Raw genomic sequence first — 26,160 nt, forward strand, 5'->3', positions numbered from 1 at the left:
TCGGCGATCGGGCTTTTTTGTCACCGTCATCGGCGGCGTCTTAGCTGCCGACTTGACGCCAGCGTCGAGGCGTCAGGACCACACGACTTCTCCGTCCGCGACCGTCTACGCCAAAGGCTTCGCCGGGCTTGGTACCCGTCCGCCGAAGTCTTGGCGAAGGCGGAGTCTGGCGCTCTCGTCAGAAGCACCGCTCGCGTCCACCGCATCCCGCCCCGCGTCTGTGACGATGGCCAGCGCCCCTCTGTGGGGCGGGACGGCGGGGATAGGAAGGTGATTTGAGTCAATCGCGAAGCCGAATATTTTTTGCAGCGGGACTGGACAGGTAGAAACAGCTTGATCCGGCGGGAGAAATTGGATTTTACGCGCAAATGCCCCGGGGCGCTTCGGGTTACGCCTTCTCAATCACCCATGAGCTCGTCTTACAAACATTTCATGCAGCTTTTCTGTTGAAACAAGTCATCCCCAGTCCATCTAGCGGGAATGAGTTTGGCTGATCTTTATCGTGATAATGCTGCTGACTGCGCCTTCCTCGCTGAAAGAGCCGAAGACGAGGAAACCAGGGCTGCCTTCATGCGAATGGAAGCAGCATGGCGTACTTTGGCCAACCAACAAGAGCGGCTGGACACCAGGCGATGGCAGAGACCGCCCAGGTGAGGCCGGCTGTTTTCGAAATAGCTCGATGCTTGCGCAAGCTTGCCGCCGTTTCCGGCGTGGACGATATCAACAGGCAAGCATCAGCCTTGCGACGTCGCGCCAGAACGGATCGGCTCATCGCCGTTGCGCCGTAATAGATGACGCTTCGTGCCATAAGGCGATGCATCCCTCACTCAAGCCTGGCCGGCGCCGAGGCGGGTCTGGTCGCATCCAACAGAAACATCACCAGTTGATCCAGGTCGGTCGTCCCACTGCTGAATACCTCCATGGGCATGTCCGGGCCGTGGCCGACCATTGTCTGGCCAGCCTCCGTGCGGCTTACCCCATGCGGCGTTCTCTGGCCGACCTGACCAGCAAGCACATAGAAAGACTCCGAGCCGGGATGTGAATGCACCGGTGTCTTGGAGCCGGGCGGACCGCCGGCATGATTGATCCGCAGGAGATATTCGGGCGCTGCGAAGACCGGCACCGGGCCGACCTCAGCAACTTTGGTGCCGCCGGCCGTCGTGCCGCCCTTCTGGCCGAGTGTAAATAGCCAGACCTTGCCCGAGACTGCTGCGGCCAACGACGTGGGACTAGCGGCCGCGGCGCTTTGCGCTTCGTCGAGGGTCGGGAAATTCTCGATCCGCCAATAGAGTGGTCCCGGTGGAAGACCATTTAGTTTTTTTTCCGCTACCGGGCTGACAATGAATTGTCCAGGCTCCGCTGCTAACCGCGACGTCGACAATAACGCAATTGTAAACAGCGAAACCACCCAAGCGGTGAAATACCATGTGTCCAATCTTCGCGGGTTCATCGTGTCACTCCTCGATTGCTCTTTCAGCATCGCATCGACTAACTGGAGCGGAACGGCAGACCACGAACGATAACACCTTCTTCATGAAAAGTCCGCGCGACTTCCGCCTCGGGTCAATCCCGTCGTTTTAATCGTGCGCCGGTCACTTCCGGTTTTCTCCGAAATTTCGGGCGAGGCGTAATCCGCCGCTCAGCCCGTAGGATGGAAACCCATTGGCTTGCAGCACGTGCTATGGCCGCTCGCCAAAATCCCCACCATGATTCCTGACATCGCCTGCTCAATCCTCGGGATCGATTCCGAGTCTCACCACGCGATGTCACGACGAGCACGGTCATTCCCTGACCGCGGCTAAGTCCATCACGTAACGGGTATCGCTGCTCCACCCATCCTGCGGGCTGGCGTCCAAACGGCGGGCATGCCAATGTACTTGTGCCAAAATCCGCAGGAGGTCGTCATGCGAACGATTATCGTGGGAGCACTCTGCGCCATCGCAATGGTCGCGAACGCAAACGCGGCGATCAGGGAAGAGCCGGTCACCTATACGGCCGGCGATACCACCATGAAGGGCTTCGTCGTTTACGACGACGCCGTCACGGCCAGGAGGCCCGGGATCGTCATGGTGCATGAATGGTGGGGCATTACCAAGCACATCCATGACGAGGCGCGGAAGTTCGCGCAGCAGGGCTACACCGCCTTCATTGCCGACATGTACGGCGACGCCAGGACGGCCGACAATCCGAAGGACGCCGGCGCGCTCTCGTCTTCGGTGATGAAGGACCCGAAGGTGATGGAATCGCGCTTCAACGCGGCGCGGGACCAACTCGCCAGGCAAGCCTCGGTCAATCCCCAGCGGATCGGCGCCGTCGGTTACTGCTTCGGCGGCGCGGTCGTGCTGAACATGGCGCGCGCCGGCGCCGACCTCGCGGCCGTTGCCGGCTTTCACGCATCGCTTGGCCTCAATACCCCGGCCCCGGCGCCGGGAACCGTCAAGGCGAAGATCCTCATCCTGAATGGCGCGGACGATCCCTTCGTGAAGCGCGAGCAGTACGATGCGCTCAAGAAGGATTTCGACGCAGCGAAGGCCGATTATCGGATCATCGAGTATCCCGGCGCGGTGCACGCGTTCACGAACCCCGAAGCGACCGAGCTCGGCAAGAAGTTCAACCTGCCGCTCAGATACGACGCCAAGGTGGATCAGGAAGCGAAGGCCGAGGCAGCCAAGTTCTTTGCCGCCGACCTTCAAAAATAACAGACATACGACGTTGGCAGCTAAGGACTGAATTCGCTCGATGCGGGTCGCTGCCTCTGCCGAAGTGGCTGCCCCACGGTTAGATGATCTGCACAGGATTTAGCTCCGGGGTCAGCGTGCAGCCCGCATTTGCCGATGTTTCGGCATCAATGCGTCACCACGATGAAATCCGTGCCTTTTCCCGTCTCATGGCTAAATCCGTCGTCGGAAACTATCAATGAAGAGGCCGGCGTCAACAGTTCGGATATCCTGCCAATCGTATCCTCGGGGATTTCGATACGGTCGAGGGCCGCGTTGGCCTTGTCGGGCAACGATACCGATGGGGCGGTTTGCGTCGCGGAGGCTTCGCGCTCCTTCGGGGCGACCTCGGACATGCGAGGAAATTCCTTCGGTATAGACACGACGGTCCAGCGAATGGCCGCTCCCTCGTTCTGGAATTCCATTGCGGTAAACACGTGCGTTCCCAGCGGCTCCTCCGGATTTTCGATCTTGACCGGAACGTCAAACAACGGCGAGAAGCCCCGACGCACGAACAGCCTGCTCAACTTGCGACTCACGAAGACGGAGATCGGAACGATCTTTTTAGGTGCGGCTCGCGCGGGAGCCGGGCCTGGAATCTGAGGACCGGCGGTTTCCGGAGTTTCAGCGCTGGACGCTGGCGATCCCTGCGTTGCCGCGGCTGTACCCATGCTGTTGCCCGCGGCTGTGCCAGACCCGAATTCCGGCGAACCGGACACGGCTTTCGGCTTGAAAAGGTGCGGATTGGTGATCTCGACCGGCTGGACCTCGTCGTGCGCAATGATCACGCGCGTGCCGCGCTTCGTGAGACGCCAGAGTCGGGCGGCAAAGCCCTTCTTCAAGCGGATGCAGCCGTGTGACGCCGGATACCCAGGCACGACCCCGGCATGCAACGCGATCCCCGACCAGGTGATGCGCTGCATGTAGGGCATGGGCGCAGCGCTATAGATATTCGAACGGTGCCATCGTTGTTTGCCGATCACGCTGAACACACCCAGCGGCGTAGGATGCCCCTTAACTCCCGTGGACACCGAAGAGCGCGCGATCAAGGTCCCGTTGTCAAAAAGCGAGACCCGTTGGTCTGCGATCGAGATGATGATCTGGAGCGGGCCGGTTGGACGGTCCTCGGGCCGGGCGTGCCTGGTCGACTCAGAATTTGCCCGCCGGTGATGGTGCCTGTGTTTGAAGGGAGCGTAGTGGCTTGGCCAGAAACTGTGGCGGGACCAAAACGGAAATTGAGCGTGCGCGATTGCTGGAGAGAGCAGGAAAATGGCGACCGCCATTGTCATCGCGCGGATCAATCCGATCTTGATGCCTCCGTAGAGAGATGCAGACATGGCGCGCTCACGACACAGTTCAGGCGTTTCCGCGCGCCGCTTTTTTTTCACGCGAACCGTATCCACTTCTCTCGAAAACGCTCTAGCGGGTCATTCCGATAGCACGCCACCGCGCATCGAAAGTATCCGAGTCATCCGGTGCATACGCTTGTGAATCCAGGGGATTGCCGGGCTTGTCCGGCACAACGCTTGTTGGTTCTCCATCGGAATTCGGTGGTGCTGAAGCCTGCGCGGACCACTCCAACGAAGATTTCGAAAGCATGGGCTTGCCTTCGTACCAGCATTTTCTTCCGTCGATCAGACGCCAGGACCAATACCCGTGCGGATGTGACGGAATCGCGGCACTGCATCTTTGCTTCGCTTGCGCAGTCGATATCTCGATTGACGAGAGCGTAGCAATGCAAGCGGCGAAAGCGATGAACGGAGTCTGCTTCCTCATTCAGTACCTCATGCAGTGAAGTTGCATGCGAGGACCAACCAGAATCGCGACTTTGCGAGTACAGGTTCTCCTTCAAATCTGGTCTTAGTGGGTCGAAAATTGGGCCGTATTTACAAGGCCGTAGTCACAATTAGGCACATTTGCGCGGGTACTGACCGACGCCTCGCCGCCTTCTCACCGTCAGAAGAAGGCCACAGATTTCTCTACGGCCTTCTTCCCATCACGAGCAGGACCGTCAGGGTCAGTTGTAGCCGAAGCCGGTTCAGCCCTTGACGGTACGGTCCGAACGGCTGCCGCGAGTCCCGACGGACAGCACAGTCAGCGTGACCGGCGCGAGGCCGGACGATCCGATCGCGCGGGCGCCGGCCGGCGTCAGGTCGATCACGCGACCCCGGATGTAGGGACCGCGATCGTTGATGCGGACGACGACGGAGCGGCCGGTCTGGATGTTGGTGACCTCGACCATGGTGCCGAACGGCAGCGTGCGATGGGCTGCGGTGAGTGCGGAAGCATGGGCATACTCTCCGTTGGCGGTCGGCTCGCCACTGTATACCGATGCAATTCCGGTCTGTGTTGCCGCCATGGACGAAGAAGAGAACGACATAGATGCGATTAGAATTCCGATTCCAAGTACTGTGATGCGTCGACGTTTCAATCTATAGCCTCATATCTTGTTGATGTTGTAGCAACTCGAAACAAGTTCGCAGTTGATGGAGGCCACTTCCTATTCAAATACGGTCATTGTGCGACGCAGCAAAATTTATTGCGGAGGGGTTGCGTTTGACGGCCGCAGCGGTGACAACCCCGCATGCTTTCCCTCACCGAAATATCGGTCCGCATCGCCGGGCGGCTTCTGATCGATCATGGCACCGCGCAGATCGTGCCGGGTGCCCGCGTCGGCTTCGTCGGCCGCAACGGGGTCGGCAAATCGACGCTGTTTGCCGCGATCCGCGGCGAATTGCCGATCGAAAGCGGTTCCATCGCGATCCCGCCGCGCTGGCGGGTCGGCAGCCTTGCCCAGGAAGCCCCGAACGGGCCGGAAAGCCTGATCGAGGTCGTGCTCAAGGCCGACCTCGAGCGCGATGCCCTGTTGACGGAAGCCGATACCGCCCACGATCCGCACCGGATCGCGGATATTCAGACGAGACTCGTCGATATCGACGCCCATTCGGCGCCCGCCCGCGCTGCGGCTATTCTCAGCGGCCTCGGATTTTCGACCGCGGATCAGGCGCGGTCCTGCCAGGAATTCTCCGGCGGCTGGCGGATGCGCGTCGCGCTCGCCGCGACCTTGTTTTCCGCGCCCGATCTCCTGCTGCTGGACGAGCCGACCAACTATCTCGACCTCGAGGGCACGCTGTGGCTCGAAGACCATCTGGCGAACTATCCGCGCACCGTGATCGTCATCAGCCATGATCGCGACCTGCTCGACACATCGGTCGACCAGATCCTGCATCTCGATCGCGGCAAGCTGACGCTCTACAAGGGGACCTATTCTTCGTTCGAAGAGCAGCGCGCCATGCGCGAAATGCTGGACGCCAAGCACGCCAAGCGCCAGGCCGACGAGCGCAAGCGCCTGCAGGCCTTCGTCGACCGCTTCAAGGCCAAGGCCTCGAAAGCCCGTCAGGCGCAGTCCCGCGTCAAGATGCTGGAGCGGATGAAGCCCGTCACCGCGCTGGTGACGCAGGACGTGCGCGAAATCTCGTTTCCGGTGCCTGAGAAGATGCTGTCGCCGCCGATCATCGCGGTCGACAACGTCTCGGTCGGCTACGATCCGAAGAAGCCGGTATTGAACCGCGTCACTTTGCGGATCGACACCGACGACCGCATCGCGCTGCTCGGCTCAAACGGCAACGGCAAGTCGACGCTGGTCAAGCTGCTGGCGGGCAAGCTGCCGCCGTTCTCCGGCCATGTCACCCGCGCCGACAAGCTCTCGGTCGGATATTTCGCGCAGCATCAGGTCGATGAACTCGATCTCGACGCCTCGCCCTACGATCACGTCCGCCGGCTGATGGTGGATGCGACGGAGACCAAGGTGCGCGGGCGGACCGGCGCGATCGGCTTCTCGGGCAAGGCCGGCGACACCCTGGTCAGGAGCCTGTCGGGCGGCGAAAAAGCCCGGCTGCTCTTGGGACTTGCGACCTTCTTCGGCCCCAACATGATCATTCTCGACGAGCCGACCAACCATCTGGATATCGACAGCCGCGCGGCGCTCGCCGAAGCGATCAACGAATTTCCCGGCGCGGTCATCATGGTCTCGCACGATCGCTACCTGATCGAAGCCTGCGCCGATCAATTATGGGTGGTCGCCGATCATGCGGTGACGAATTTCGACGGCGACCTCGACGATTACCGGCGCATGGTGCTGTCGGCACGCGGCATGCGCGTCAGCTCCCGTGACGGCGGCGGCAACGAGCGCGGCCGCGACAAACCCCAGCGCGGCAAGGGCGAAAAGCGCGCGTCGCCGAAGCAGAGGATTTCGGATGCCGAAGCCGAGATCGCGCGCATCAACGGCATTATCGCGAAGATCGACACCGCGCTGGCGTTGCCGGATCTGTTCAAGCGCGATCCGAAGCAGGCCGCCCAGCTCGTCAAGGCGCGCGCCGGCGCCGAGAGCGCGTTGCAGCGGGCCGAGGAAGCGTGGCTGGCCGCGAGTTCGGAATATGACGAGGCCACCGGCTGAGCCGGTTACGTCGCCGCCGGTTTTTTCTTCGGCTTCGCCGATCTTGCCGTCTTCGGCGCCGGCTCAGCATGCGGCGCGCGCTCGATCGAACTCAGGCGTCCTGCCGTGAAGGTGTAGATTCCGGCGCGCTGCCCCTGCAGATAGGTGACGACCGCCACACGTTCGCCGCCCGGACTACTGGAGAGACTGACGCTGGCGGGCGCGCCGATGCCGCGCACCACGTCGCACTCGACATGACCCAGCGCCACCGTTCCCGACGTCGAGGGAACGACCGGCCCGCCGGCCGCGGCGTCGGCCGCCGCGGCGTTGGCATCCGCGGGACCTCCGGCGGGAGGCGCCATCCCCGGGCAATACCCCTCGGCGCTGACCAGATCCTCGGCCGTCACCGGCTTGTCGGGCGACAGCGGCGGCGCCTGGATGTTCCGGATGAACAGCCGGCTGGGGCCCGAGAACCACTCGGCATCCCGCGTGAGCATATCGGATGCGCCGGCGCAGCCCGCGATCAGCGGCGCGAACAGAAGCAGCGCCAGCAGTCGTTTTCGCTTGAAATTGCTGTCTTGCACGATGAACTGGATTCCCACCCCGGTCGGATAAGCGTTTGTCCCACCATCACTTTGCGGCACGACCGTGGCCAGACTCAAAGCGCTTCCGCCAAACGCAGCCTATCATCGATTGCCCGGTATCGCTATTCCCGCCGCTGCCAGCGGCCCCGCTCGTCGGTCTGCCAATAGGTCACCTCGAAGCCGCGCGCCTTGCAATCGGTCCAGGCGCCCCGCGCGGCGGCGAGTGCATCGCCGTCGTCGCCGTTGAAAACCAGCACCATCCGCTCATAGGCATGGGAGTCCGCGGGCAGCGCGGCATTGTCGATCAGAAACCTGACATTGGCCCTGTTCGGGTTGCCCTCTTCCACTACAAGCACGATCGGCTGGTCCTGCGCATCGCCGGCGCGGCCTGCGTCGCCCGCGCGCCAGGTCGCGTGCGGCAGGAACGAATCATCGCGATAGGTCCACAGATGCGCATCCAGCGCCTCGGCGCGCTCCTGCGATGTCGACTGCACCACGACCCGCCAGCCCCGCTCCAGCGATTTTTCGAGCAACGGCGGCAGAACGCTTTCGAGCGACATGTTCTGCAGATGGTAGAACAGCACTTCGGTCATGGGATTCCGGCTATTTCCAGCTATTTCTTGGCTTCGTAATACTCCGCGACCAGCTGGTTCAGCAGGCGAACGCCATAGCCCGATCCCCAGCTCTGGTTGATGTCGGATTTCGGCGCGCCCATCGCCGTTCCCGCGATGTCGAGATGCGCCCACGGCGTGTCGTCGACGAAGCGCTGCAGGAACTGCGCGGCGGTGATCGAACCGCCGTGTCGGCCACCGGTGTTCTTCATGTCGGCGAACTGCGAATCGATCTGCTTGTCGTATTCGGGGCCGAGCGGCATGCGCCAGACGCGTTCCCCCGTCGACAGCCCGACCTTGGTCAATCGCTCGGCCAACTCGTCATTGTTGGAGAACAGCCCGGCATGCTCGGTGCCGAGCGCCACCATGATCGCGCCGGTCAGCGTTGCCAGATCGACCATGAATTTCGGCTTGAACTTCTTCGCCACGTACCAGAGCACATCGGCGAGCACCAGCCGGCCTTCGGCGTCGGTGTTGATGATCTCGATGGTTTGGCCCGACATCGAGGTGACGATATCGCCGGGGCGCTGCGCGTTGCCGTCGGGCATGTTCTCGACCAGACCGATGGCGCCGACCACGTTGGCCTTCGCCTTGCGCGCCGCCAGCGCGTGCATCAGCCCGACGACGCAGGCCGCACCTCCCATGTCGCCCTTCATGTCCTCCATGCTTCCGGCCGGCTTGATGGAAATGCCGCCGGTATCGAAGCAAACGCCCTTGCCGATGAAGGCAACCGGCTGATCGCCGCGCTTGCCGCCGTTCCAGCGCATGATCACGGTGCGGCCGGGCCGCGCCGAGCCCTGGGAGACGCCGAGCAGCGCCCCCATCCCGAGTTTGGTCATCGCCCTGACGTCGAGAATCTCGACGACGACACCGAGCTTGCGAAGCTGGCTGGCGCGGCGCGCGAATTCCTCGGGGAATAATACGTTCGGCGGCTCGTTGACGAGATCGCGGGCGGCGATGACGCCGTCAACGATGTGGGCGTCCGGCGCGAATGCCTTTCGCGCGGCGGCGACATCGCCGACCGCGAGCGAAATGTCCGCCCGCAAGGCGGCATCCTCGCCGTCCTTCTTCCTGGTCTTGTAGCGGTCGAATTTATAGGCGCGCAGCCGCAGGCCCGATGCGACCGCAGCCGCCTGCCCGGGCTTCATCGGTCCATCCGGCAATTCCGCGATGATCGTGACGGCTTCCTTGCCGGCAAGAAGCTTGCCGGCGGCCGCGCCGCCAAGCTTGACGAAGTCGTTGTCCTTGAGGCCCGAGAGCTTGCCGGCGCCGACCACGATCAGGCGCGGCGCTTTAAGACCCTCCGGGGCCAGAATATCGAGCGTGGACCCGCTTTTGCCCTTGAACTGGTTGGTCGCCGCCGCCCGCGTAACAAGATTGGCGGCCGCCCCCAGCGCCTTGCGCGTGGCCGCGCCCAGTTTCAGCGAATCATCGCAGAAAATCACCAGAATGCCGCGCGGGGCGGCGGAAAACGGAACGAAGCCGACCTTGACGGCGTCGGGCATAGGGAAATCCTCCAAAGTCGGGGCTGTCGCTGGTCGGGAACCCGCCGGGCGGCGCTCGGAGTGTTCTCATCCGGCCGCGATTCACGTCCGCCAAGAGCACGTCCCGCACACTATGGCCTCCCGGCCTCTGCTGCCAAGCTCCGGCAGTGGCCGCAAGGTCACATCACACGAATTATTAACCGTATCCAGAGGGTGCCATGGCGCAGCCATTTTGTTGACGGATCAAAGGGATGGTAGTGAGACAATAGGCAGCTAGATAAAGGCGGCACGGCCATAGGGGATCCCGGGTTCGGGATTGGTCGTGGAACCGCCAATCCGGTCTGCGGGGCGGGATCGTGCGGTGGCGATGGGGTCGATCGACAAGTACATTTTTCGGACGACCCTGGCGTCGTTTACGCTGGTCTTGGTCAGCCTGACAGGGGTGATCTGGATTACGCAGGCGTTGCGCGGCATCGACCTGATGACCAGCCAGGGCCAGACCATCCTCACCTTTCTCGGCATCACCAGCCTGGTGATCCCGGCGCTGGTGCTGATCATCTCGCCGATCGCGCTGATGATCGCGATCTCGCATACCCTCAACAAGCTCGCGACCGACTCGGAGATCATCGTGATGAACGCGGCCGGCTTTTCGCCGTTCCGGCTGTTCCGTCCGTTTCTCTATGCGACCGTCGTGGTGGCGATCCTGGTTGCCTTCATCGCCGCCTATCTCTCGCCCGACGGCTTGCGCCGCCTGAAGCAGTGGGATGCCGAAATCACCGCCGACGTGCTGACCAACATCCTGCAGCCCGGCCGCTTTGCCCAGCTCGATCAGAACCTGACCATCCGGATTCGAGAGCGGCAGCCCGGCGGCGTGCTCGCCGGCATCTTTGTCGATGACCGCCGCGATCCGAAAGAACGTGTCACCATCGTCGCCGATCACGGAACGGTGCTGAAAAACAGCAGCGGGTCGTATCTGATTCTCGAAGACGGCAATCTGGAGCGGTTCGAAGCCGGCAAACGCGATCCCGCGCTGGTCAAGTTCGAGCGCTATGGTTTCGACATGTCGAAATTCTCCAACCAGGGCCACGACGCAGCGCTGGGGATTCGCGAACGCTATCTCTGGGAATTGCTGTCGCCGCCGGACGACGATCCGGTTTACATGCAGTTGCCCGGGCAGTTCCGCGCCGAGCTGCATGACCGCTTCATGGCGCCGATCTATCCTTTCGCGTTCGCAGCCCTCACCTTCGCGTTCCTCGGCGCACCGCGCACGACGCGTCAGAGCCGCAATTTTTCGATCGGCAGTTCGATTCTCGCGGTGTTCGGACTGCGGATGGCGGGATTTGCCTGCTCCGTCATGGCGGTGAAATCGCCGTTCGCCCCGCTCGTTCAATACCTGATGCTCGCGGCGTCGATCGCCGCGGGCACGTGGATCATCGTCGCCGGCGTGGTGGTGGAACCGCCCGCGGCGCTGATCGAAGCCATCAACAAATCGAACGCGCGTCTGTTGCGGCTGATCGGGCGGCCCGTCACAGCATGAGCATGGTAACCAACACGCTCGGGCGATATTTTGCCGGCCGCTTTGTGGTTTCGGCGCTGGGCGTGTTCGCGTCCATCTTCGTGCTGCTGGTGCTGGTCGATTATATCGAAATGGTCAGGAAGACGTCGGGGCTGGTGTCGGCATCGGCAGTCATTGTCGCGGAAACGTCGCTGTTCCGTGTCCCGCAGCTGCTCGAGAAGATGATGCCGTTCTGCATCCTGATCGGGGCGATGACCTGCTATCTCGCGCTTTCGCGGCGGCTGGAACTGGTGGTCGCACGCGCCGCCGGCGTCTCGGCGTGGCAGTTCATCGCACCGGCGCTGGCCAGCGCGATCGTGCTCGGAATTTTGGCCACCACCGCTTACAATCCGATGTCCGCGAATTTGCGCGAGCTCTCCAAGAAGATGGAGGCGGAGCTGTTCGGCTCCGCGCCCGGCGGCGGCATCCAGGACGCCTCGGGCTTCTGGATCAATCAGGTCAACAGTGACGGCCAGGTCATCATCAACGCAGCGCGCAGCGAGCAGCAGGGCGTGCGGCTGACCGGACTGACGCTGTTCCGATTCGACAATGACTTCCAGTTCAAGGAGCGAATCGAAGCGCGCGAGGCGACGCTCGAGGACGGCTACTGGCTGTTCAAATCGGCCCGCCGCTATGCCCTCGACGGACCCCCGATCGAGCAGGATGAGTTCAGGCTTGCGACCAGCCTCACCCCGGCCCAGGTCCGCAACAGTTTCTCGACTCCGGAGACTGTGTCTTTTTGGCAACTTCCGAGCTATATCCGGTCTTCGGAAAGCTCCGGATTTGCGACGGCCGGCTACCGGCTGCAGTACCATAAGCTCATCGCACAGCCGTTTTTGCTGGCCGCAATGGTCATGCTGGCGGCGTCCGTCTCGTTGCGCTTCTTCCGTTTCGGCGGCGTGCAAAAGATGGTTTTGAGTGGCGTGGGCGCAGGCTTTCTGCTCTACGTTCTGTCGAAAGTAACTGAGGATTTGAGCAAGGCTGAGTTGATGCATCCGATCGCTGCGGCGTGGCTGCCTGTGTTCGTTGGCGGCCTCACCGGCTTTTTGGCCTTGCTGTACCAGGAGGACGGGTAGTGGCTGTTGTCGTCGCCACCCGCCAGGGAAGGCCGCCCGCGTTCGGGCGGCGCGCCGCAGCGCGCCGCTATCGCGGTCGCTTGACCGCGGCCGGCGCGGCCGTTCTCGCGCTCATTTTCGCGGGCCTGCTTGCCGGCGTGCTCGGGCTGGCGACCGCAAACCCGGCCTCGGCGCAGGGCTTCACCTACAATCCGCCACCCACTCGGTCGGTGCCGCCCCGCGTGGCCAACGACGGCCAGATGCTGGTCCAGGCGGTCGAGGTCGACTACGACTACAACAATTCCCGGGTATCGGCCGTCGGCAACGTGCAGATGTTCTATAACGGCACGAGCGTCGAAGCCGACAAGGTCATCTACGACCAGAAGACCAAGCGCCTGCATGCCGAGGGCAACATCCGCATGACCGATGCGGACGGCAAGATCACCTACGCCAACATCATGGACCTGAGCGACGACTACCGCGACGGGTTCGTCGATTCGCTGCGGGTCGACACCGCCGACGCGACGCGGATGGCCGCGACCCGCGCGGACCGCTCCAGCGGCAACTACACCGTGTTCGAAAACGGCGTCTATACCGCCTGCGCCCCCTGCCGGGACGATCCGAAAAAGCCGCCATTGTGGCAGGTCAAGGGCGCGCGCATCATTCACGACCAGACCGACAAGATGCTGTACTTCGAAAACGCGCAGCTCGAGTTCTTCGGCGTTCCGATGGCGTATATGCCGTATTTTTCGACGCCCGATCCGACCGTGAAGCGCAAGACCGGCTTCCTGATGCCGGCTTTCTCGGAGAATTCGACCTATGGCTACGGCGTTGAAACGCCGTTCTACTGGGCGATCGCGCCCGACTACGACGCGACCTTCAGCCCGCGCTTCATGAGCCGGCAGGGCGTCTTGTTGCAGGGCGAATTCCGTCAGCGCCTGCTGGACGGAGGGTATCAGATCCGCGCCTACGGCATCGACCAGCTCGATCAGAAAGCCTTTGCCGGACAGCCCGGCGACCGGCAGTTCCGCGGCGGCGTCGAAACCAAGGGACAGTTCGCCCTGAGCGACAAGTGGGTATGGGGCTGGGACGGCGTCGTGCTCTCGGACTACTACTTCATGTCCGACTACCGGCTGTCCCAGTACAAGGATCCGCTGGCCTCGTTCCTCAGCCTGCCGACGGAAGCCATTTCACAGCTGTATCTGACCGGCGTCGGCAACCGCAGCTACTTCGACGCGCGCACCATCTATTATCTCAGCTTTTCCGGCTTCCAGCAGCAGGTTCCGGTCATTCACCCGGTCATCGATTATTCGAACGTCCTGAACTACAACCTGTTCGGCGGCGAGGTCAGCTACAAGACCAACTTCACAAGCCTGACGCGCAACGACGCCGCCTTCGACCCGATCACGACCCTGGCCACCAACCAGAACCTGTGCATGGCGGCCTCCGCCGATCCGCTGGCGCGGCTGCCGGCGCAGTGCCTGCTGCGCGGCATGCCGGGCACCTACACGCGGGCGACGGCCGAGGCGCAGTGGCGGCGGTCGTTCACCGATTCGGCGGGCGAAATCTGGACCCCGTTCGCGAGCATCCGCGCCGACGCCGTCGACGCCGAGATCTCGAACCAGCCCGGCGTTTCCAACTTCCTGCCGGTCGGCAACACCCAGGCCGTGCGGGTGATGCCGACCATCGGCCTCGAATATCGCTATCCCTTCATCAACGTTCAGCCCTGGGGCACCACGACGATCGAGCCGATCGCGCAGGTCATCGCCCGTCCCAACGAATCCTATGCCGGCAAGCTTCCCAACGAAGACGCCCAGAGCATGGTGTTCGACGCCAGCAATCTGTTCAGCGTCGACAAATTCTCCGGCTACGATCGCGTTGAAGGCGGCGGCCGCGCCAATGTCGGCGCCCAGGCGACCACGCAGTTCGACCGCGGCGGCTCGGTCAATGTGCTGTTCGGGCAGTCCTACCAGTTGTTCGGCATGAACTCGTTCGCGGTGCGGGACGTGACCAATACCGGGGTCGATTCCGGCCTGCAGAACGCGAAGTCCGACTACGTCGCGCGCGTCAATTACTCGCCCAACCGCACCTACACCTTCAGCGTGCGCTCGCGCATGGACGAGGCGACGCTGAACATCAATCGCTTCGAGGCCGAAGGTCGCGCGGCTTTCGACCGCTGGTCGGTCAGCATGTTGTACGGCAATTATGCCCCGCAGCCGGAACTGGGCTACCTGACCCGCCGCGAAGGCCTGCTGGGCAGCGCGTCGCTCAAGCTGGCCGCCAACTGGGTGGTCTCGGGAAGCGCCCGGTGGGATCTCGAGGCCAACAAGATCAACCAGTACGTCATAGGCGCCGGATATGTGGACGATTGCTTCGTGCTGGCAGCCAACTACGTGACATCCTACAACTATGCCGCCGGCACCACGCCGCCTGTGCTCAACCACTCCTTCATGCTGCAGATCGGCTTGCGGACCATCGCCAATTCGGCCACGTCAGCCAGCGGAGCTAGTGGCCTTCAGTAGAAAATTGGCGTCGGCGCGCGACCGCGAGACTGGTTCCCGCCGTCGCCACTGCAATTCGAACCGGCTGATATTGCGAACATGACAATGACGACCACGTTCTCTCATCGCCTCTCCCCCCTCATCCTCCGCTGCGCCGCGAGCCTCCTGCTGATCGGCTGCGCCACGCCATCGCATGCGCAGTCCGTCGCCTGCATGATCAACGGCGACCCCATCACCAATTACGATATCGAACAGCGCAGCAAGCTGACCTTCCTGACCACTCACAAGCAAGCCGACCGGCAGCAGGTGGTCAATGAGCTGACCGATGAAAAGCTGAAGATCAAGGAAGCCAAGAAATTCGGAGTCGACCCTTCCGCTGCCGATATCGAAGCGGCTTTTGCGTCGATGGCCGGGAGGATGCGAACCTCGCCGGAGCTACTGGCGAAGTCTCTCGAAAGCCAGGGCATTCGGGCCGACACGCTGAAGGCCCGCATCAAGGCCGACATGGTTTGGACCAGCCTGGTGCGTGGACGCTACAAGGAGAGCCTCCAGGTCGGCGAGAAGGACGTCGCCGCCGCCGTCCAGGCCGGCGGAGGCGATGAAAAACAGGAAGGCGGCGACGCCTTCGAATACAAGATGCAGCCGATCGTTCTGGTCGTCCCGCGCGGATCAGCCACCGCTGTCGTCGAAGGAAGGCAAAAGGAGGCCGAAGCGTTGCGCGCCCGCGTGCAGAGCTGTGCCGAGGCCAACGCTCTCTTCAAGTCCATGCCCAATGCCGCGATACGCGATACCGTGGTCAAGACCTCGGCCGACATTCCGCCGGTCCTCCGTGAAGTCCTCGACAAGACCCCAATCGGCCATTTGACCGCGCCGGAGGTCACCAAACAGGGCGTTGAAATGGTGGCGCTGTGCGCGCGGCAACCCACCACCGTCGACACCCCGAAGAAGAAGGAAATCCGCGACAAGATGTATGCGGAGAAATACGAGGCGAAGTCGAAATGGTATCTGCAGGAAATCCGCAAAGCCGCAATGATTGAATGTCATTGACGCATGGCAAAGCCTCTCGCGCTGACTTCAGGCGAACCCGCGGGTATCGGGCCCGATATCACCATCGCGGCATGGCTGCGCCGGAATGAGCTGAAGATCCCCGCATTCTACCTGCTCGGCGACCCCGACTTCCTCAGGCGCCGCGCAAAGCTGCTCGGGCTCAGCGTTGCGATTGCCGATATCAGCGCCGAGCAGGCAGTTGCCACCTTCGCCGATGCGTTGCCGGTGGTCGCCATCGGCCACCCCGCGACGGCACAGCCGGGCCGGCCGGACCACACCAGCGCGGACGCCGCCATCGCCTCCATTCGTCAGGCGGTCGTCGACGTCGCCAAGGGGCGGGCCAGCGCGGTCGTCACCAATCCGATTGCCAAGAGCGTGCTCTACCGCGCCGGATTCCGGCATCCCGGCCATACCGAATTTCTGGCCGAACTGGCGGCGACCGGCAGCCACACGCCGCAGCCGGTGATGATGCTGTGGTCGCCTGCCCTCGCCGTCGTTCCCGTGACCATCCATGTTTCGTTGCGCGAGGCGATCGCGCAGTTGTCGAGCGAACTGATCGTCACGACCGCCCGTATCGTGGTGACGGATCTGAAAACCCGCTTCGGCCTCGCCAACCCGCGGCTGGCGGTATCCGGCCTCAATCCCCACGCCGGCGAAGACGGCTCGCTCGGCACCGAGGACCTGGCGATCGTGGCGCCGGCTGTCGAGACGCTGCGCCGCGAAGGCATCGCGGTTCGCGGTCCGCTGCCGGCGGACACCATGTTCCACGACGCCGCGCGCAAGACCTATGACTGCGCGATCTGCATGTATCACGATCAGGCCCTGATCCCGATCAAGACGCTGGCTTTCGACGATGCCGTCAACGTCACGCTCGGACTGCCGTTCATTCGCACGTCCCCCGATCACGGCACGGCCTTCGATATCGCCGGTACCGGTAAGGCCAGTCCGTCCAGCCTTGTCGCGGCATTGCGGCTGGCCGCCCGCATGGCGGCCATGCTGCCGGCATGAGCGCGATCGACGACCTTCCGCCGCTTCGCGAGGTCATTCGCCGGCATGCTTTGTCGGCCCGAAAATCCCTGGGGCAGAATTTCCTGCTGGATCTCAATCTCACGGCGCGGATCGCGCGCGCCGCGGGCCCGCTGGAAGACGCCACGATCGTCGAGGTCGGCCCCGGTCCCGGCGGGCTGACGCGCGCGTTATTGGCATTGGGCGCGCGGCATGTCATCGCGGTGGAGCGCGACCGGCGCGCGCTTCCGGCGCTGGAAGATATCTCCAGGCGGTATCCGGGACGCCTGGAGATCGTGTGCGCCGACGCGCAGCACTTCGATCCACGGCCGCTGCTCGGCAGCACCAGAGCGAAAATCGTCGCCAACCTGCCCTACAACATTGCGACCGCGCTTCTGATCGACTGGCTGTCGATCGAACCGTGGCCGCCATGGTACGACATGATGGTCCTGATGTTTCAGCGCGAGGTGGCCGAGCGTATCGTTGCGCGCGAGGATGACGAAGCCTACGGACGGCTGGCGGTGCTCGCCAACTGGCGCGCCGAGACGAAAATCCTGTTCGACATTTCTCCGGCCGCCTTCGTGCCGCAACCAAAGGTCACCTCTTCGGTGGTGCGATTGGTACCGCGCAGCACGCCGGAGCCGTGCGACCGCAGGACGCTCGAGCAGGTCGCCGCCGCCGCGTTCGGACAGCGGCGGAAAATGCTGAGGCAAAGCCTCAAATCGCTGGCGGTCGACCCGGCCCTGCTGGCTGCGGCCGCCAACGTCGATCCGACGCGGCGCGCCGAGACGATTCCGGTCTCCGGCTTTGTTGCCATGGCCCGCGAATTGACCGATATACGCAGCACAAAATCGAACGTGCCTTAAGGAGAGAAGCACCATGGCGCTCATGCGACGTCAATCACTGGTCAAATTCGATGCGCCATTGTGTGAAACCATCGTCGACACGCCGAAACCTGCGGCCAAGGAAGTCCTGGTCCGCATCGAGCGCTGCGGACTGTGCCATTCCGACCTGCATATCCAGGACGGCTACGCCGACCTCGGCGGCGGCAAACGGCTCGATACCACCCGCGGCATGACGCTGCCTTTCACGCTCGGACACGAGATCGCCGGCGTCGTCGAGGAAGTCGGCCCCGACGTTTCCAGGGACCTGATCGGCAAGAAGAAGGCGGTATTTCCCTGGATCGGCTGCGGACAATGCCGTGACTGCGCCAATGGTGACGAAAATCTCTGCGTCAAGCAGCGTTTTCTCGGCGTCTCCATCGACGGGGGGTTCGCCAGCCACGTGCTGGTGCCGGACGCAAAATACCTGCTGGACTACGATCCCTTGCCGGTCAATCAGGCGGCGACCCTGATGTGCTCCGGCGTCACCGCCTATGGCGCGCTGAAGCGGCTGGTCGACCGGCCGCGGCAGCGCAATCTGCTGCTGATCGGGCTCGGCGGCGTCGGCATGATGGGCCTTTCCTTCGCGCAGGCCATGTTCAAGCAAAGCATCTCGGTTGCGGATTTGAGCCCGGCGGCGCGCGAGGCAGCGCTGAACAACGGCGCCGCCGTGGCCTACGACCCTTCCGAAGCGGACGTGGTCAAGCGCATCCTCAAGGAGACCGAAGGCGGTTTCGACGAGATCGTGGATTTTGCCGGCAACGAGAAGTCGATGGCTTTCGCGGTCTCGGCGGTCGCGCGCGGCGGCAAGATCGTGGTGTCCGGATTGATGGGCGGCAATTTCAGCCTGCCTATGGTACAGTGGATCTACAAGCGCATGACGATCGAGGGCTTCATGGTCGGAACGCTGGCCGAAGGGCATGAACTGATGGCGCTGGCGCGCGCCGGCAAGATCAAGCCGACGCCCATGAAAGAAGAGCCCATGGGCGACGTCCAGAAATGGATCGATGAATTGCGGGCCGGAAAAGTTGTCGGGCGTATCGTGCTGAAGAACTGAGGCAGCGCATCTTACAAGCCTCGCCAAAAAGAGGCGGAGTGCCATGTAGCCTCGCTTGCAGGGAGGACACTAATGGCTTGTTGGAGGCATCATTCGACGCTCGCCGCGGTGACGGCGCTCGCACTCTGCCTGGCTGGGACGGCGGCCCCGGCACAGAAGCAATACAGTCCGGGCGCCAGCGACACCGAAATCAAGATCGGCACCACCACGCCCTATAGCGGCCCGGCGTCGGCCTATTCGGCCGGCGCGGTTTCCGCCACCGCCTATTTCGCGATGGTCAACGACCAGGGCGGGGTCGACGGCCGCAAGATCAATTTCATCAGTCTCGATGACGCCTACAGCCCGCCCAAGACGGTGGAGCAGATTCGGCGCCTGATCGAAAGCGACGAGGTGCTGTTCCTGGTCAATCCCGTCGGCACCGCGACCAATATGGCCGTGGTCAAGTACATCAACCAGAAACAGGTGCCGCACCTGTTCATCGGCACCGGCGCAACCGTCTTCAACGATCCCGAGCATTATCCCTGGACGATGAGCTGGACGCCGCATTACGCGTCGGAAGGCGAGATCTACGCCCGGTACATTCTGTCGGCGAAACCCGATGCCAAGATCGGCATCCTGGCGCAGAACGACGATCTCGGCCGCGACTATCTCTTGGGCTTCAAGCGTGGCCTCGGCGACAAGGCGTCGACGATGATCGTGTCGACGCAGACCTACAACACCACCGACCCCACCGTCGATTCCCAGGTGGTTTCGCTGAAGACTTCGGGCGCGGACGTCTTCTTCATCATCACGATCCCCAAATTCGCCGCCCAGGCCATTCGCAAGGCCTATGACATCGACTGGCACCCGCAGGAATTCGTGGTCAGCGTCGGTTCGTCGATCGCGGGCGCGATCAAGCCGGCCGGGTTTGAAGCGGCGAAGGGCATCATCTCGGCGGCCTATCAAAAGGACCCGGCGGACCCGCAATGGCAGGACGATCCGGAAATGAAGGCCTGGAACGCGTGGATGGACAAGTACAACCCCCGTATCAGCAAGAGCGACTACTACGCGCCCTATGGCTACAATATCGGTTACGCGGTGGTGCAGCTGCTCAAGCAATGCGGCGACAATCTCACCCGCGAGAACATCATGAAGCAGGCCTCCCACCTCGACATGGAGCTGCCGCTGCTGCTGCCCGGGATCCGCCTCAGGACCAGCCCGACCGATCTGCGTCCGATCAAGCAGATGCGGCTGGTGCGCTTCGACGGCTCACGCTACGTGCTGTTCAGCGACGTGCTCGCGAGCGACTAACCCTGCTGCGGAAAGGCGTGGCGCCGCCTTTTGCGGCGCTTCGCATCAGCGGACACCCCAGCGGTTCGGCGAGCGCGGTCGGCAACCCCCCGCGGTATCCCTCATCGATTCCGGCAATCCGGCCGCTGCAGCGTCCCGCCGCGGCGCGTCAGAACAATAACAAGAAACCGCTGTTTTTTCGACGCATGTTGGGCATTTCAGCTGCAAATGCGAGCCTAAATTAAACCCTACCCCTTCCGGAATTGCGGCTCATTGCCACCCAAGTCTTTGCGGAGATATGGCGCGTGAGGTGTCGCGTATCATCACCGGAGGGGCAGATGCCAGACCGAGCTGCGAAATTCGTTTCCGCAATCTTCGCCAGTGTTCTCGCCGGCGCCGCGCTTGCCGGCATATCGCCCAACGCGGCGCGCGCGGCAGATGATTGCCTTGCCGCTCCAAGAGCCGAAACCCCCGAGGGCAGTCATTGGTACTACCGCATCGATCGTGCCACCAATCGCCATTGCTGGTATCTCCGGGCGGAACGCGAACCGCTTTCGCAAACCGCCGCGCCGAATTCCTCCGGTTCGGCAAAGCCGGTTGCGCCGCTCGTCGCGGCACCACCAATGCAGCGCTCGATCGCGGACGCGCATGCCGAACTGCCTCCCCAGACGAGCATCCAACCGCCAACCCGCAATGGTGGCCTTGTTGCTGCGGCGATACCGGCCAATCCGGCGGTGAACGGAAATAACAATGCGACCGCGCCGGACGCCGACGCGTCGCAATCGGTCGTCGCCTCGCGGTGGCCCGACCCCTCCGCCGTGAGTCCGGCGACGGTCAATCCGCAACCGGAGACCAGCCAGATGGCGGCGAATGAGCCATCAGAGCCGCAATCCGATTCTTCGCAATCCGATAGAGCGCAATCCGATACGGCGGCAGCTCCGCCGCCTGCGGCTGCCGCGGTCCCACTCGCCGCGGCGGACTCGTCGCAAGGCCTGCCCGCCTCGCTCCCGATGCTGCTGGCGGTGATGACCGGCGCGCTGGCGCTCGCGGGCATCACCGCAAGCCTCGTCCTCAAATTCGGCGGAGCGCGGCGCACCGCCCGCTTGCGCGTACGCCGCGACAATATCTGGGAACCTGTGGAGCGCGACCGAATCGGGCTGTCGGCTCGCCCGAACGCCGACGTTGTCCCGCGCCGGCCGCGTTTTCCGCGTGACCTCGATCAATCCGGCGAGCCCAACGACAGGGTTGCCGAATTTTACGCGCAGCTATCGAAGCAAGCCCGTAACTGACGGCCGCTATTTCTCCAGCTGCCGCTGCAGCTCCCGCACGAACGTCGTCAAACCGGTCCGGCGCTCGCGCTTCAGCCGTTCGGCCTGGAGGATCGACTGCACTTCGGCGAACGCGTCGTCGATATCGTGATTGATCACGATGTAATCATATTCGGCCCAATGGCTCATCTCGTGGCTGGCACGGCTCATTCGCCCGCGGATCACCTCATCGGAATCCTGGGCCCGGGAGTGCAGGCGCCTTTCGAGATCGGCGGCCGACGGCGGCAGGATGAAGACACTGACGACATCGGCGCGCGCTTTTTCCCGCAATTGCTGGGTGCCCTGCCAATCGATGTCGAACAGCACGTCCTGCCCCGCCGATAGCGCGGTCTCGACCGGAACGCGCGGCGTGCCATAGCGGTTGTCGAACACGGTGGCCCATTCCAGCAGATCGCCACGCTTGGCCATCGCTTCGAATTCAGCCTTGCCGATGAAGCGATAATCGCGGCCGTCGACTTCGCCCGGCCGCATCGGCCGCGTCGTCGCCGACACCGACATCTTCAGGCCGGGCGTCCGCTCGATCAGGAGGCGCGACAGCGTGGTCTTTCCGGCACCCGACGGCGACGACAGCACGAACATCAGTCCGCGCCGCTCAACCCCGTCGAAGCCGCCGCCACCCGCCGTCATGCCTCACTCCAGATTCTGGACTTGTTCGCGGAACTGCTCGACCACGTTCTTCATCGCAAGGCCCGCGTTGGTCAATTCGAGATCGTTCGACTTCGAGCAGCAGGTATTGACCTCGCGGTTGAATTCCTGCGCCAGGAAATCGAGCCGCCGTCCGATCGGGCCGCCCTTGGCGATCATCTCGCGCGTCTGCGAAACGTGCGAGGCGATGCGGTCGAGCTCTTCGCGAATATCGGCCTTCGCGGCGATCAGCAGCGCTTCCTGATTGAGCCGCTCGGGGTCGAAGCGGTCGGAGGTTTCCAGCAGCGTCGCGATCTGCTCGGCAAGCCGCGCCCTGATCGCCTCGGGCTTGCGGCCGGGAGCGACCTCCGCCTTCTGCGCCAGACGCTCGAGCTCATCCATCCTCTGGATCAGGATCTGTCCGAGCGTCACGCCCTCGCGCTGACGCATCTCGACGAGGTCGAGCAGCGCCTGATCGAACGCGGCCGCGGCGGCCGCCTTCGCCGCCTTGTCCTCGTCCTCGCTGCTTTCGGGCTCGACGACCTCGATGACGCCCTTGATCGCCAGCAGCCCGTCGATACTCGGCGCCACCGCGTCGATCCGGCCGGCAAGCACGCCGGCCACTTTCACGATCGAGGCCAGTACATCTTCATTGATCCGGATGGTCGAGGCCGCGCCGGTGCGCTTGACGTTCAGATTGGCATACACCGTGCCCCGCGACAGCACCTCGCCGGCGCGCTTCTTGGCGTAGGCTTCGAGTTCATCCCAACCGGGCGGCAGCCGCATTCGCAGGTCGAAGCCTTTGGCGTTGACCGACTTCAGCTCCCATTCGAATGCATAGGGTCCGCTGGCGCCGTGGCTACGCGCAAAACCGGTCATGCTCGACAGCGCCATCGCGTGAATTTCTCCGGCAGTTGAAGGTGTGAGATTCGCAAAGATAATGACGGCGCGACCTTATCGCGTATTGCGCAAGAGTGGATACTGGTTTTGCCGAGCCAATATGCGCAAATTAGCGGTTAGCGGCCCTTCGGAGTCCGGGTCTGGCGTAGAACCGTTGCCCCTGCGGGCGACTATTGCTGCACCACCGGCGGCGACGTGGTCGACTGCGCGGCGCCCTGCCGGGCCGGGGCCGGCGCCGCGCGAGCGGGCTTTTTCGCCGGAACCGGCTTGATCGTCGTGGCGGTGGGGGCGGTGTCGGCCGGCGCGCCGCTCGCCGCGGCCGGCGGCGGATCGTCAGCCGGCTCCACGGTGTCGTTCTGAATCTGCTTCTCCATCGCGCGCAGCTTGGCGACGTTCTTCTGGTGCTGGTCGTAGGTGTCGCTAAAGGCGTGACCGCCGGTGCCGTCGGCCACGAAGAACAGGTCGCGGGTGCGGGCCGGATTGGCGGCGGCTTCAAGCGAGGCGCGGCCGGGATTGGCGATCGGCCCGGGCGGCAGGCCCTCGACCACATAGGTGTTGTAGGGCGACGGCTGCTGGATTTCGCTGCGCTTGATCGGCCGCCCCAGCGTGCCCTTGCCGCCGACCAGTCCGTAGATGATGGTCGGGTCCGACTGCAGTTTTATCTTCTGCCGCAGCCGGTTGACAAACACCGCGGCGACACGGCTGCGTTCGTCCGGTTTGCCGGTTTCCTTCTCGACGATCGAGGCCATCGTGACCAGCTGCTCCGGCGACTTGATCGGGAGGTCCGGGCTGCGGCGCTCCCAGATTTCCGCCAGCACGCGCTTCTGCGCCTGCTGCATGCGCGCAATCACCTGTTCTCGGCTGGTGCCGCGCGGGAATTTGTAGGTTTCCGGCAACAAGGTGCCTTCGCGCGGGATCTCGCGGACCGTGCCTGCAAAGAGGTCGTTGTCGGAAAGCCGGGACACGATCTGTTCGGAGGTCAGGCCTTCGGGAATCGTGACGGAGTGCTGCACCACCTTGCCTTCGACCATGGTGCCGACGACGTCGCGCAGACTGGCGTTCTTCTGAAACAGATATTCGCCGGGCTTGAGCTCCGAGCGCGCCTTCAGCGCGAACACGGCGCCGATGAACGCCCAGCGATTGTTGTCGATGACGCCTTCGCGCTGCAGCGTATCGGCGATGTCGGTCATTCCCGCGCGCGAGGGAATGTTGACGATCTTGTCCTCCTGCAACGGACCGGGAGCCTCGATCTTCTGCCGGCCGTAGAAATATCCGCCGCCGGCGCCGATCATCAGCACCAGAATGATGGTGATGACCGCATTGCCGAAAATGACAAAAGGATTGCGGGCACGCTCGGAGCGTCGCGGCGGCGGCGGAACCTGCTCCGGCTCCAGCGCGGCGCGCGGGCTGCGTGGCGAAATGGGCGGCCTCTCACTCATCGATGCAACCTGAATCCTGTCGGTTTAATCGTGGCTTCGCGAGTCGCTGCGAACCGCCGGTAGTCTACGCCCACATCTAGGATTTAGCACCGAATACGGCGAATCGGTGGATTCTTCCTGAAAGCGCGTCAGTTGGCCACGCGCTGCAGGATCACGGAAGCGTTGGTGCCGCCGAAACCGAACGAATTCGACAATGCGACATTGATCTCGCGCTTGCGCGCCGTCTGCGGCACGAGATCGATCGCGGTTTCCACCGACGGATTCTCGAGATTGATCGTTGGCGGCGCGATGTTATCGCGAATCGCCAGGATGCTGAAGATCGTCTCCACCGCGCCCGCCGCGCCCAACAGATGCCCGGTTGACGACTTGGTCGACGACATCGACACCCTGGAAGCCGCATTGCCCAGCAGCCGTTCGACCGCACCGAGCTCGATCTCGTCGCCGACCTGCGTCGACGTTCCGTGCGCATTGATGTAGTCGACGTCCGACGAACTGATTCCGGCGCGCTTCATGGCGGCGCTCATGCTGCGGAATGCCCCGTCGCCGTCGGGCGACGGCGACGTGATATGATAGGCGTCACCGGACAGCCCGTAGCCGATCACCTCGGCATAGATCTTGGCGCCGCGCGCCTTGGCGTGCTCATATTCCTCGAGCACCACGATGCCTGCGCCTTCCCCCATGACGAAACCGTCACGGTCCTTGTCGTAGGGCCGCGAGGCTTTCTCCGGCGTATCGTTGAAGCCCGTCGACAGCGCGCGCGAGGCGCAAAATCCGGCCATCGCCAGCCGGCAAATCGGCGACTCCGTCCCGCCGGCCACCATCACATCCGCGTCGCCGAGCGAGATGAGCCGGCTTGCATCGCCGATCGCATGGGCGCCGGTCGAACAGGCCGTCACCACGGCATGGTTGGGCCCCTTGAGGCCGTGCTCGATCGAGACATACCCGGAAGCAAGATTGATCAGACGCCCGGGAATAAAGAACGGCGATACCTTGCGCGGCCCACGCTCCTTGAGCAGCAGCGCGGTGTCGGCGATGCCCGACAGGCCGCCGATCCCGGAGCCGATCATGGTGCCGGTGGCGCAGCGATCGTCTTCGGTGGACGGATGCCAATTGGCGTCGTCCAGCGCCTGGCGCGCTGCACACATCGCGAAAATGATGAAATCGTCGACCTTGCGCTGGTCCTTCGGCTCCATCCACTGGTCCGGATTGAAGGTGCCGTTGGTGCCGTCGCCACGCGGAACCACGCAAGCGATCCGGCTGGTCAGATCGGAAACGTCAAACGTGTCGATCTTCCTGGCGCCGCTCTCGCTGTTGAGGATGCGCTTCCAGGTCGGTTCGACGCCACAGCCAAGTGGCGACACCATGCCGAGGCCCGTGACGACAACCCGCCTCATATCCCGCACTCCAGCCCAGAATTCGCGGCCCACAACAAGAAACCGGTGGACCGCACGACCACGGCCCGCCCGGTTCCGTCAGCACCGCGCAGGGCGTCAGCTCTTCGCGTTCTTTTCGAGAAATTTCGTGGCGTCGCCGACGGTCAAAATCGTCTCGGCGGCATCATCGGGGATTTCGCAACCGAACTCTTCTTCAAACGCCATCACGAGCTCGACGGTATCGAGGCTGTCGGCGCCGAGGTCGTCAATGAAGCTCGCGTTGTCGACCACTTTT

At 63.3% G+C, this 26,160-nt stretch carries 23 protein-coding genes; 12 read left to right on the forward strand and 11 right to left on the reverse strand.

The genetic code is table 11. The features are described from left to right. Positions 1-823: 823 nt before the first annotated feature. Positions 824-1,450, reverse strand: coding sequence for a cupin domain-containing protein (locus QZ213_RS05210; RefSeq protein WP_291684992.1), 627 nt, complete (start codon positions 1,448-1,450; stop codon positions 824-826). A 454-nt stretch (positions 1,451-1,904) separates the two neighbouring features. Here QZ213_RS05210 and QZ213_RS05215 point away from each other — a divergent pair, with 454 nt between their 5' ends. Next, positions 1,905-2,699: a dienelactone hydrolase family protein gene (locus QZ213_RS05215; RefSeq protein WP_291684993.1), complete on the forward strand. Its 795-nt coding sequence runs from the start codon at positions 1,905-1,907 to the stop codon at positions 2,697-2,699. A gap of 146 nt (positions 2,700-2,845) precedes the next feature. Here QZ213_RS05215 and QZ213_RS05220 read toward each other — a convergent pair whose 3' ends face one another. Then, positions 2,846-4,054, reverse strand: a complete 1,209-nt coding sequence (locus QZ213_RS05220; RefSeq protein WP_291684994.1) for a L,D-transpeptidase — start codon at positions 4,052-4,054, stop codon at positions 2,846-2,848. A 173-nt stretch (positions 4,055-4,227) separates the two neighbouring features. On the opposite strand from QZ213_RS05220, the gene QZ213_RS05225 reads away from it, so the two are divergent. Next, positions 4,228-4,512 (forward strand): hypothetical protein, encoded by a 285-nt coding sequence (locus QZ213_RS05225; protein WP_291684995.1) that lies wholly within the window; start codon positions 4,228-4,230, stop codon positions 4,510-4,512. A 243-nt stretch (positions 4,513-4,755) separates the two neighbouring features. Here QZ213_RS05225 and QZ213_RS05230 read toward each other — a convergent pair whose 3' ends face one another. Continuing rightward, complete coding sequence (locus tag QZ213_RS05230; protein ID WP_291684996.1) at positions 4,756-5,097, reverse strand: septal ring lytic transglycosylase RlpA family protein; 342 nt, start codon at positions 5,095-5,097, stop codon at positions 4,756-4,758. 204 nt (positions 5,098-5,301) lie between these two features. On the opposite strand from QZ213_RS05230, the gene QZ213_RS05235 reads away from it, so the two are divergent. Then, entirely contained in the window at positions 5,302-7,173 is a 1,872-nt protein-coding gene (locus QZ213_RS05235) for an ABC-F family ATP-binding cassette domain-containing protein (protein WP_291684997.1), read from the forward strand. Positions 7,174-7,178: 5 nt separating this feature from the next. Here the strand turns inward: QZ213_RS05235 and QZ213_RS05240 are convergent, their stop codons facing one another. From QZ213_RS05240 to QZ213_RS05250, 3 genes are all read right to left on the reverse strand, one after another. After that, the gene (locus tag QZ213_RS05240; RefSeq protein WP_291685010.1) at positions 7,179-7,649 is read right to left on the reverse strand and encodes a hypothetical protein; all 471 of its coding nucleotides are present in this window, start codon (positions 7,647-7,649) and stop codon (positions 7,179-7,181) included. 209 nt (positions 7,650-7,858) lie between these two features. Continuing rightward, positions 7,859-8,329, reverse strand: coding sequence for a DNA polymerase III subunit chi (locus QZ213_RS05245; RefSeq protein WP_291684998.1), 471 nt, complete (start codon positions 8,327-8,329; stop codon positions 7,859-7,861). Between the two features lie 20 nt (positions 8,330-8,349). Beyond that, a complete protein-coding gene (locus QZ213_RS05250) occupies positions 8,350-9,852 on the reverse strand; it encodes a leucyl aminopeptidase (protein WP_291684999.1) in 1,503 nt (500 codons plus the stop codon). Between the two features lie 346 nt (positions 9,853-10,198). Here QZ213_RS05250 and lptF point away from each other — a divergent pair, with 346 nt between their 5' ends. The 9 genes from lptF to QZ213_RS05295 all read left to right on the forward strand — a co-directional run bounded on the left by lptF (position 10,199) and on the right by QZ213_RS05295 (position 21,490). Beyond that, positions 10,199-11,368 carry an LPS export ABC transporter permease LptF gene (lptF, locus tag QZ213_RS05255; RefSeq protein WP_291685011.1) on the forward strand — a complete coding sequence of 390 codons (1,170 nt, stop codon included), beginning with the start codon at positions 10,199-10,201 and terminating at the stop codon, positions 11,366-11,368. After that, entirely contained in the window at positions 11,365-12,462 is a 1,098-nt protein-coding gene (lptG, locus tag QZ213_RS05260) for an LPS export ABC transporter permease LptG (RefSeq protein WP_291685000.1), read from the forward strand. Before lptF ends, lptG begins: the two co-directional genes overlap by 4 nt. Positions 12,463-12,575: 113 nt before the next feature. Continuing rightward, positions 12,576-14,963, forward strand: coding sequence for an LPS-assembly protein LptD (locus QZ213_RS05265; protein ID WP_291685012.1), 2,388 nt, complete (start codon positions 12,576-12,578; stop codon positions 14,961-14,963). A gap of 84 nt (positions 14,964-15,047) precedes the next feature. Next, the gene (locus QZ213_RS05270; RefSeq protein WP_291685013.1) at positions 15,048-15,989 is read left to right on the forward strand and encodes a peptidylprolyl isomerase; all 942 of its coding nucleotides are present in this window, start codon (positions 15,048-15,050) and stop codon (positions 15,987-15,989) included. A gap of 3 nt (positions 15,990-15,992) precedes the next feature. Continuing rightward, positions 15,993-16,997 carry a 4-hydroxythreonine-4-phosphate dehydrogenase PdxA gene (gene pdxA, locus QZ213_RS05275; protein ID WP_291685001.1) on the forward strand — a complete coding sequence of 335 codons (1,005 nt, stop codon included), beginning with the start codon at positions 15,993-15,995 and terminating at the stop codon, positions 16,995-16,997. Beyond that, the gene (gene rsmA, locus QZ213_RS05280) at positions 16,994-17,860 is read left to right on the forward strand and encodes a 16S rRNA (adenine(1518)-N(6)/adenine(1519)-N(6))-dimethyltransferase RsmA (RefSeq protein ID WP_291685002.1); all 867 of its coding nucleotides are present in this window, start codon (positions 16,994-16,996) and stop codon (positions 17,858-17,860) included. The genes pdxA and rsmA overlap by 4 nt, the downstream gene beginning before the upstream one ends. Positions 17,861-17,873: 13 nt before the next feature. Then, positions 17,874-18,932 carry an alcohol dehydrogenase gene (locus QZ213_RS05285; protein ID WP_291685003.1) on the forward strand — a complete coding sequence of 353 codons (1,059 nt, stop codon included), beginning with the start codon at positions 17,874-17,876 and terminating at the stop codon, positions 18,930-18,932. A 72-nt stretch (positions 18,933-19,004) separates the two neighbouring features. Beyond that, positions 19,005-20,222 carry an ABC transporter substrate-binding protein gene (locus QZ213_RS05290; RefSeq protein ID WP_291685004.1) on the forward strand — a complete coding sequence of 406 codons (1,218 nt, stop codon included), beginning with the start codon at positions 19,005-19,007 and terminating at the stop codon, positions 20,220-20,222. A 317-nt stretch (positions 20,223-20,539) separates the two neighbouring features. Beyond that, positions 20,540-21,490: a hypothetical protein gene (locus QZ213_RS05295; RefSeq protein ID WP_291685005.1), complete on the forward strand. Its 951-nt coding sequence runs from the start codon at positions 20,540-20,542 to the stop codon at positions 21,488-21,490. A 6-nt stretch (positions 21,491-21,496) separates the two neighbouring features. Here QZ213_RS05295 and gmk read toward each other — a convergent pair whose 3' ends face one another. From gmk to QZ213_RS05320, 5 genes are all read right to left on the reverse strand, one after another. Continuing rightward, positions 21,497-22,156, reverse strand: coding sequence for a guanylate kinase (gene gmk / locus QZ213_RS05300; RefSeq protein WP_291685006.1), 660 nt, complete (start codon positions 22,154-22,156; stop codon positions 21,497-21,499). A gap of 3 nt (positions 22,157-22,159) precedes the next feature. Next, entirely contained in the window at positions 22,160-23,047 is an 888-nt protein-coding gene (locus QZ213_RS05305; RefSeq protein ID WP_291685007.1) for a YicC/YloC family endoribonuclease, read from the reverse strand. 176 nt (positions 23,048-23,223) lie between these two features. Next, a complete protein-coding gene (gene mltG / locus QZ213_RS05310) occupies positions 23,224-24,492 on the reverse strand; it encodes an endolytic transglycosylase MltG (protein WP_291685008.1) in 1,269 nt (422 codons plus the stop codon). Between the two features lie 128 nt (positions 24,493-24,620). After that, positions 24,621-25,886 (reverse strand): beta-ketoacyl-ACP synthase II, encoded by a 1,266-nt coding sequence (gene fabF, locus QZ213_RS05315; protein ID WP_291685009.1) that lies wholly within the window; start codon positions 25,884-25,886, stop codon positions 24,621-24,623. Between the two features lie 96 nt (positions 25,887-25,982). Beyond that, on the reverse strand, positions 25,983-26,160 hold a 178-nt coding region (locus tag QZ213_RS05320), incomplete at its 5' end, for an acyl carrier protein (RefSeq protein ID WP_291685014.1).

This window comes from Bradyrhizobium sp., assembly GCF_017881085.1.
Classification (GTDB): Bacteria; Pseudomonadota; Alphaproteobacteria; order Rhizobiales; family Xanthobacteraceae; genus Bradyrhizobium.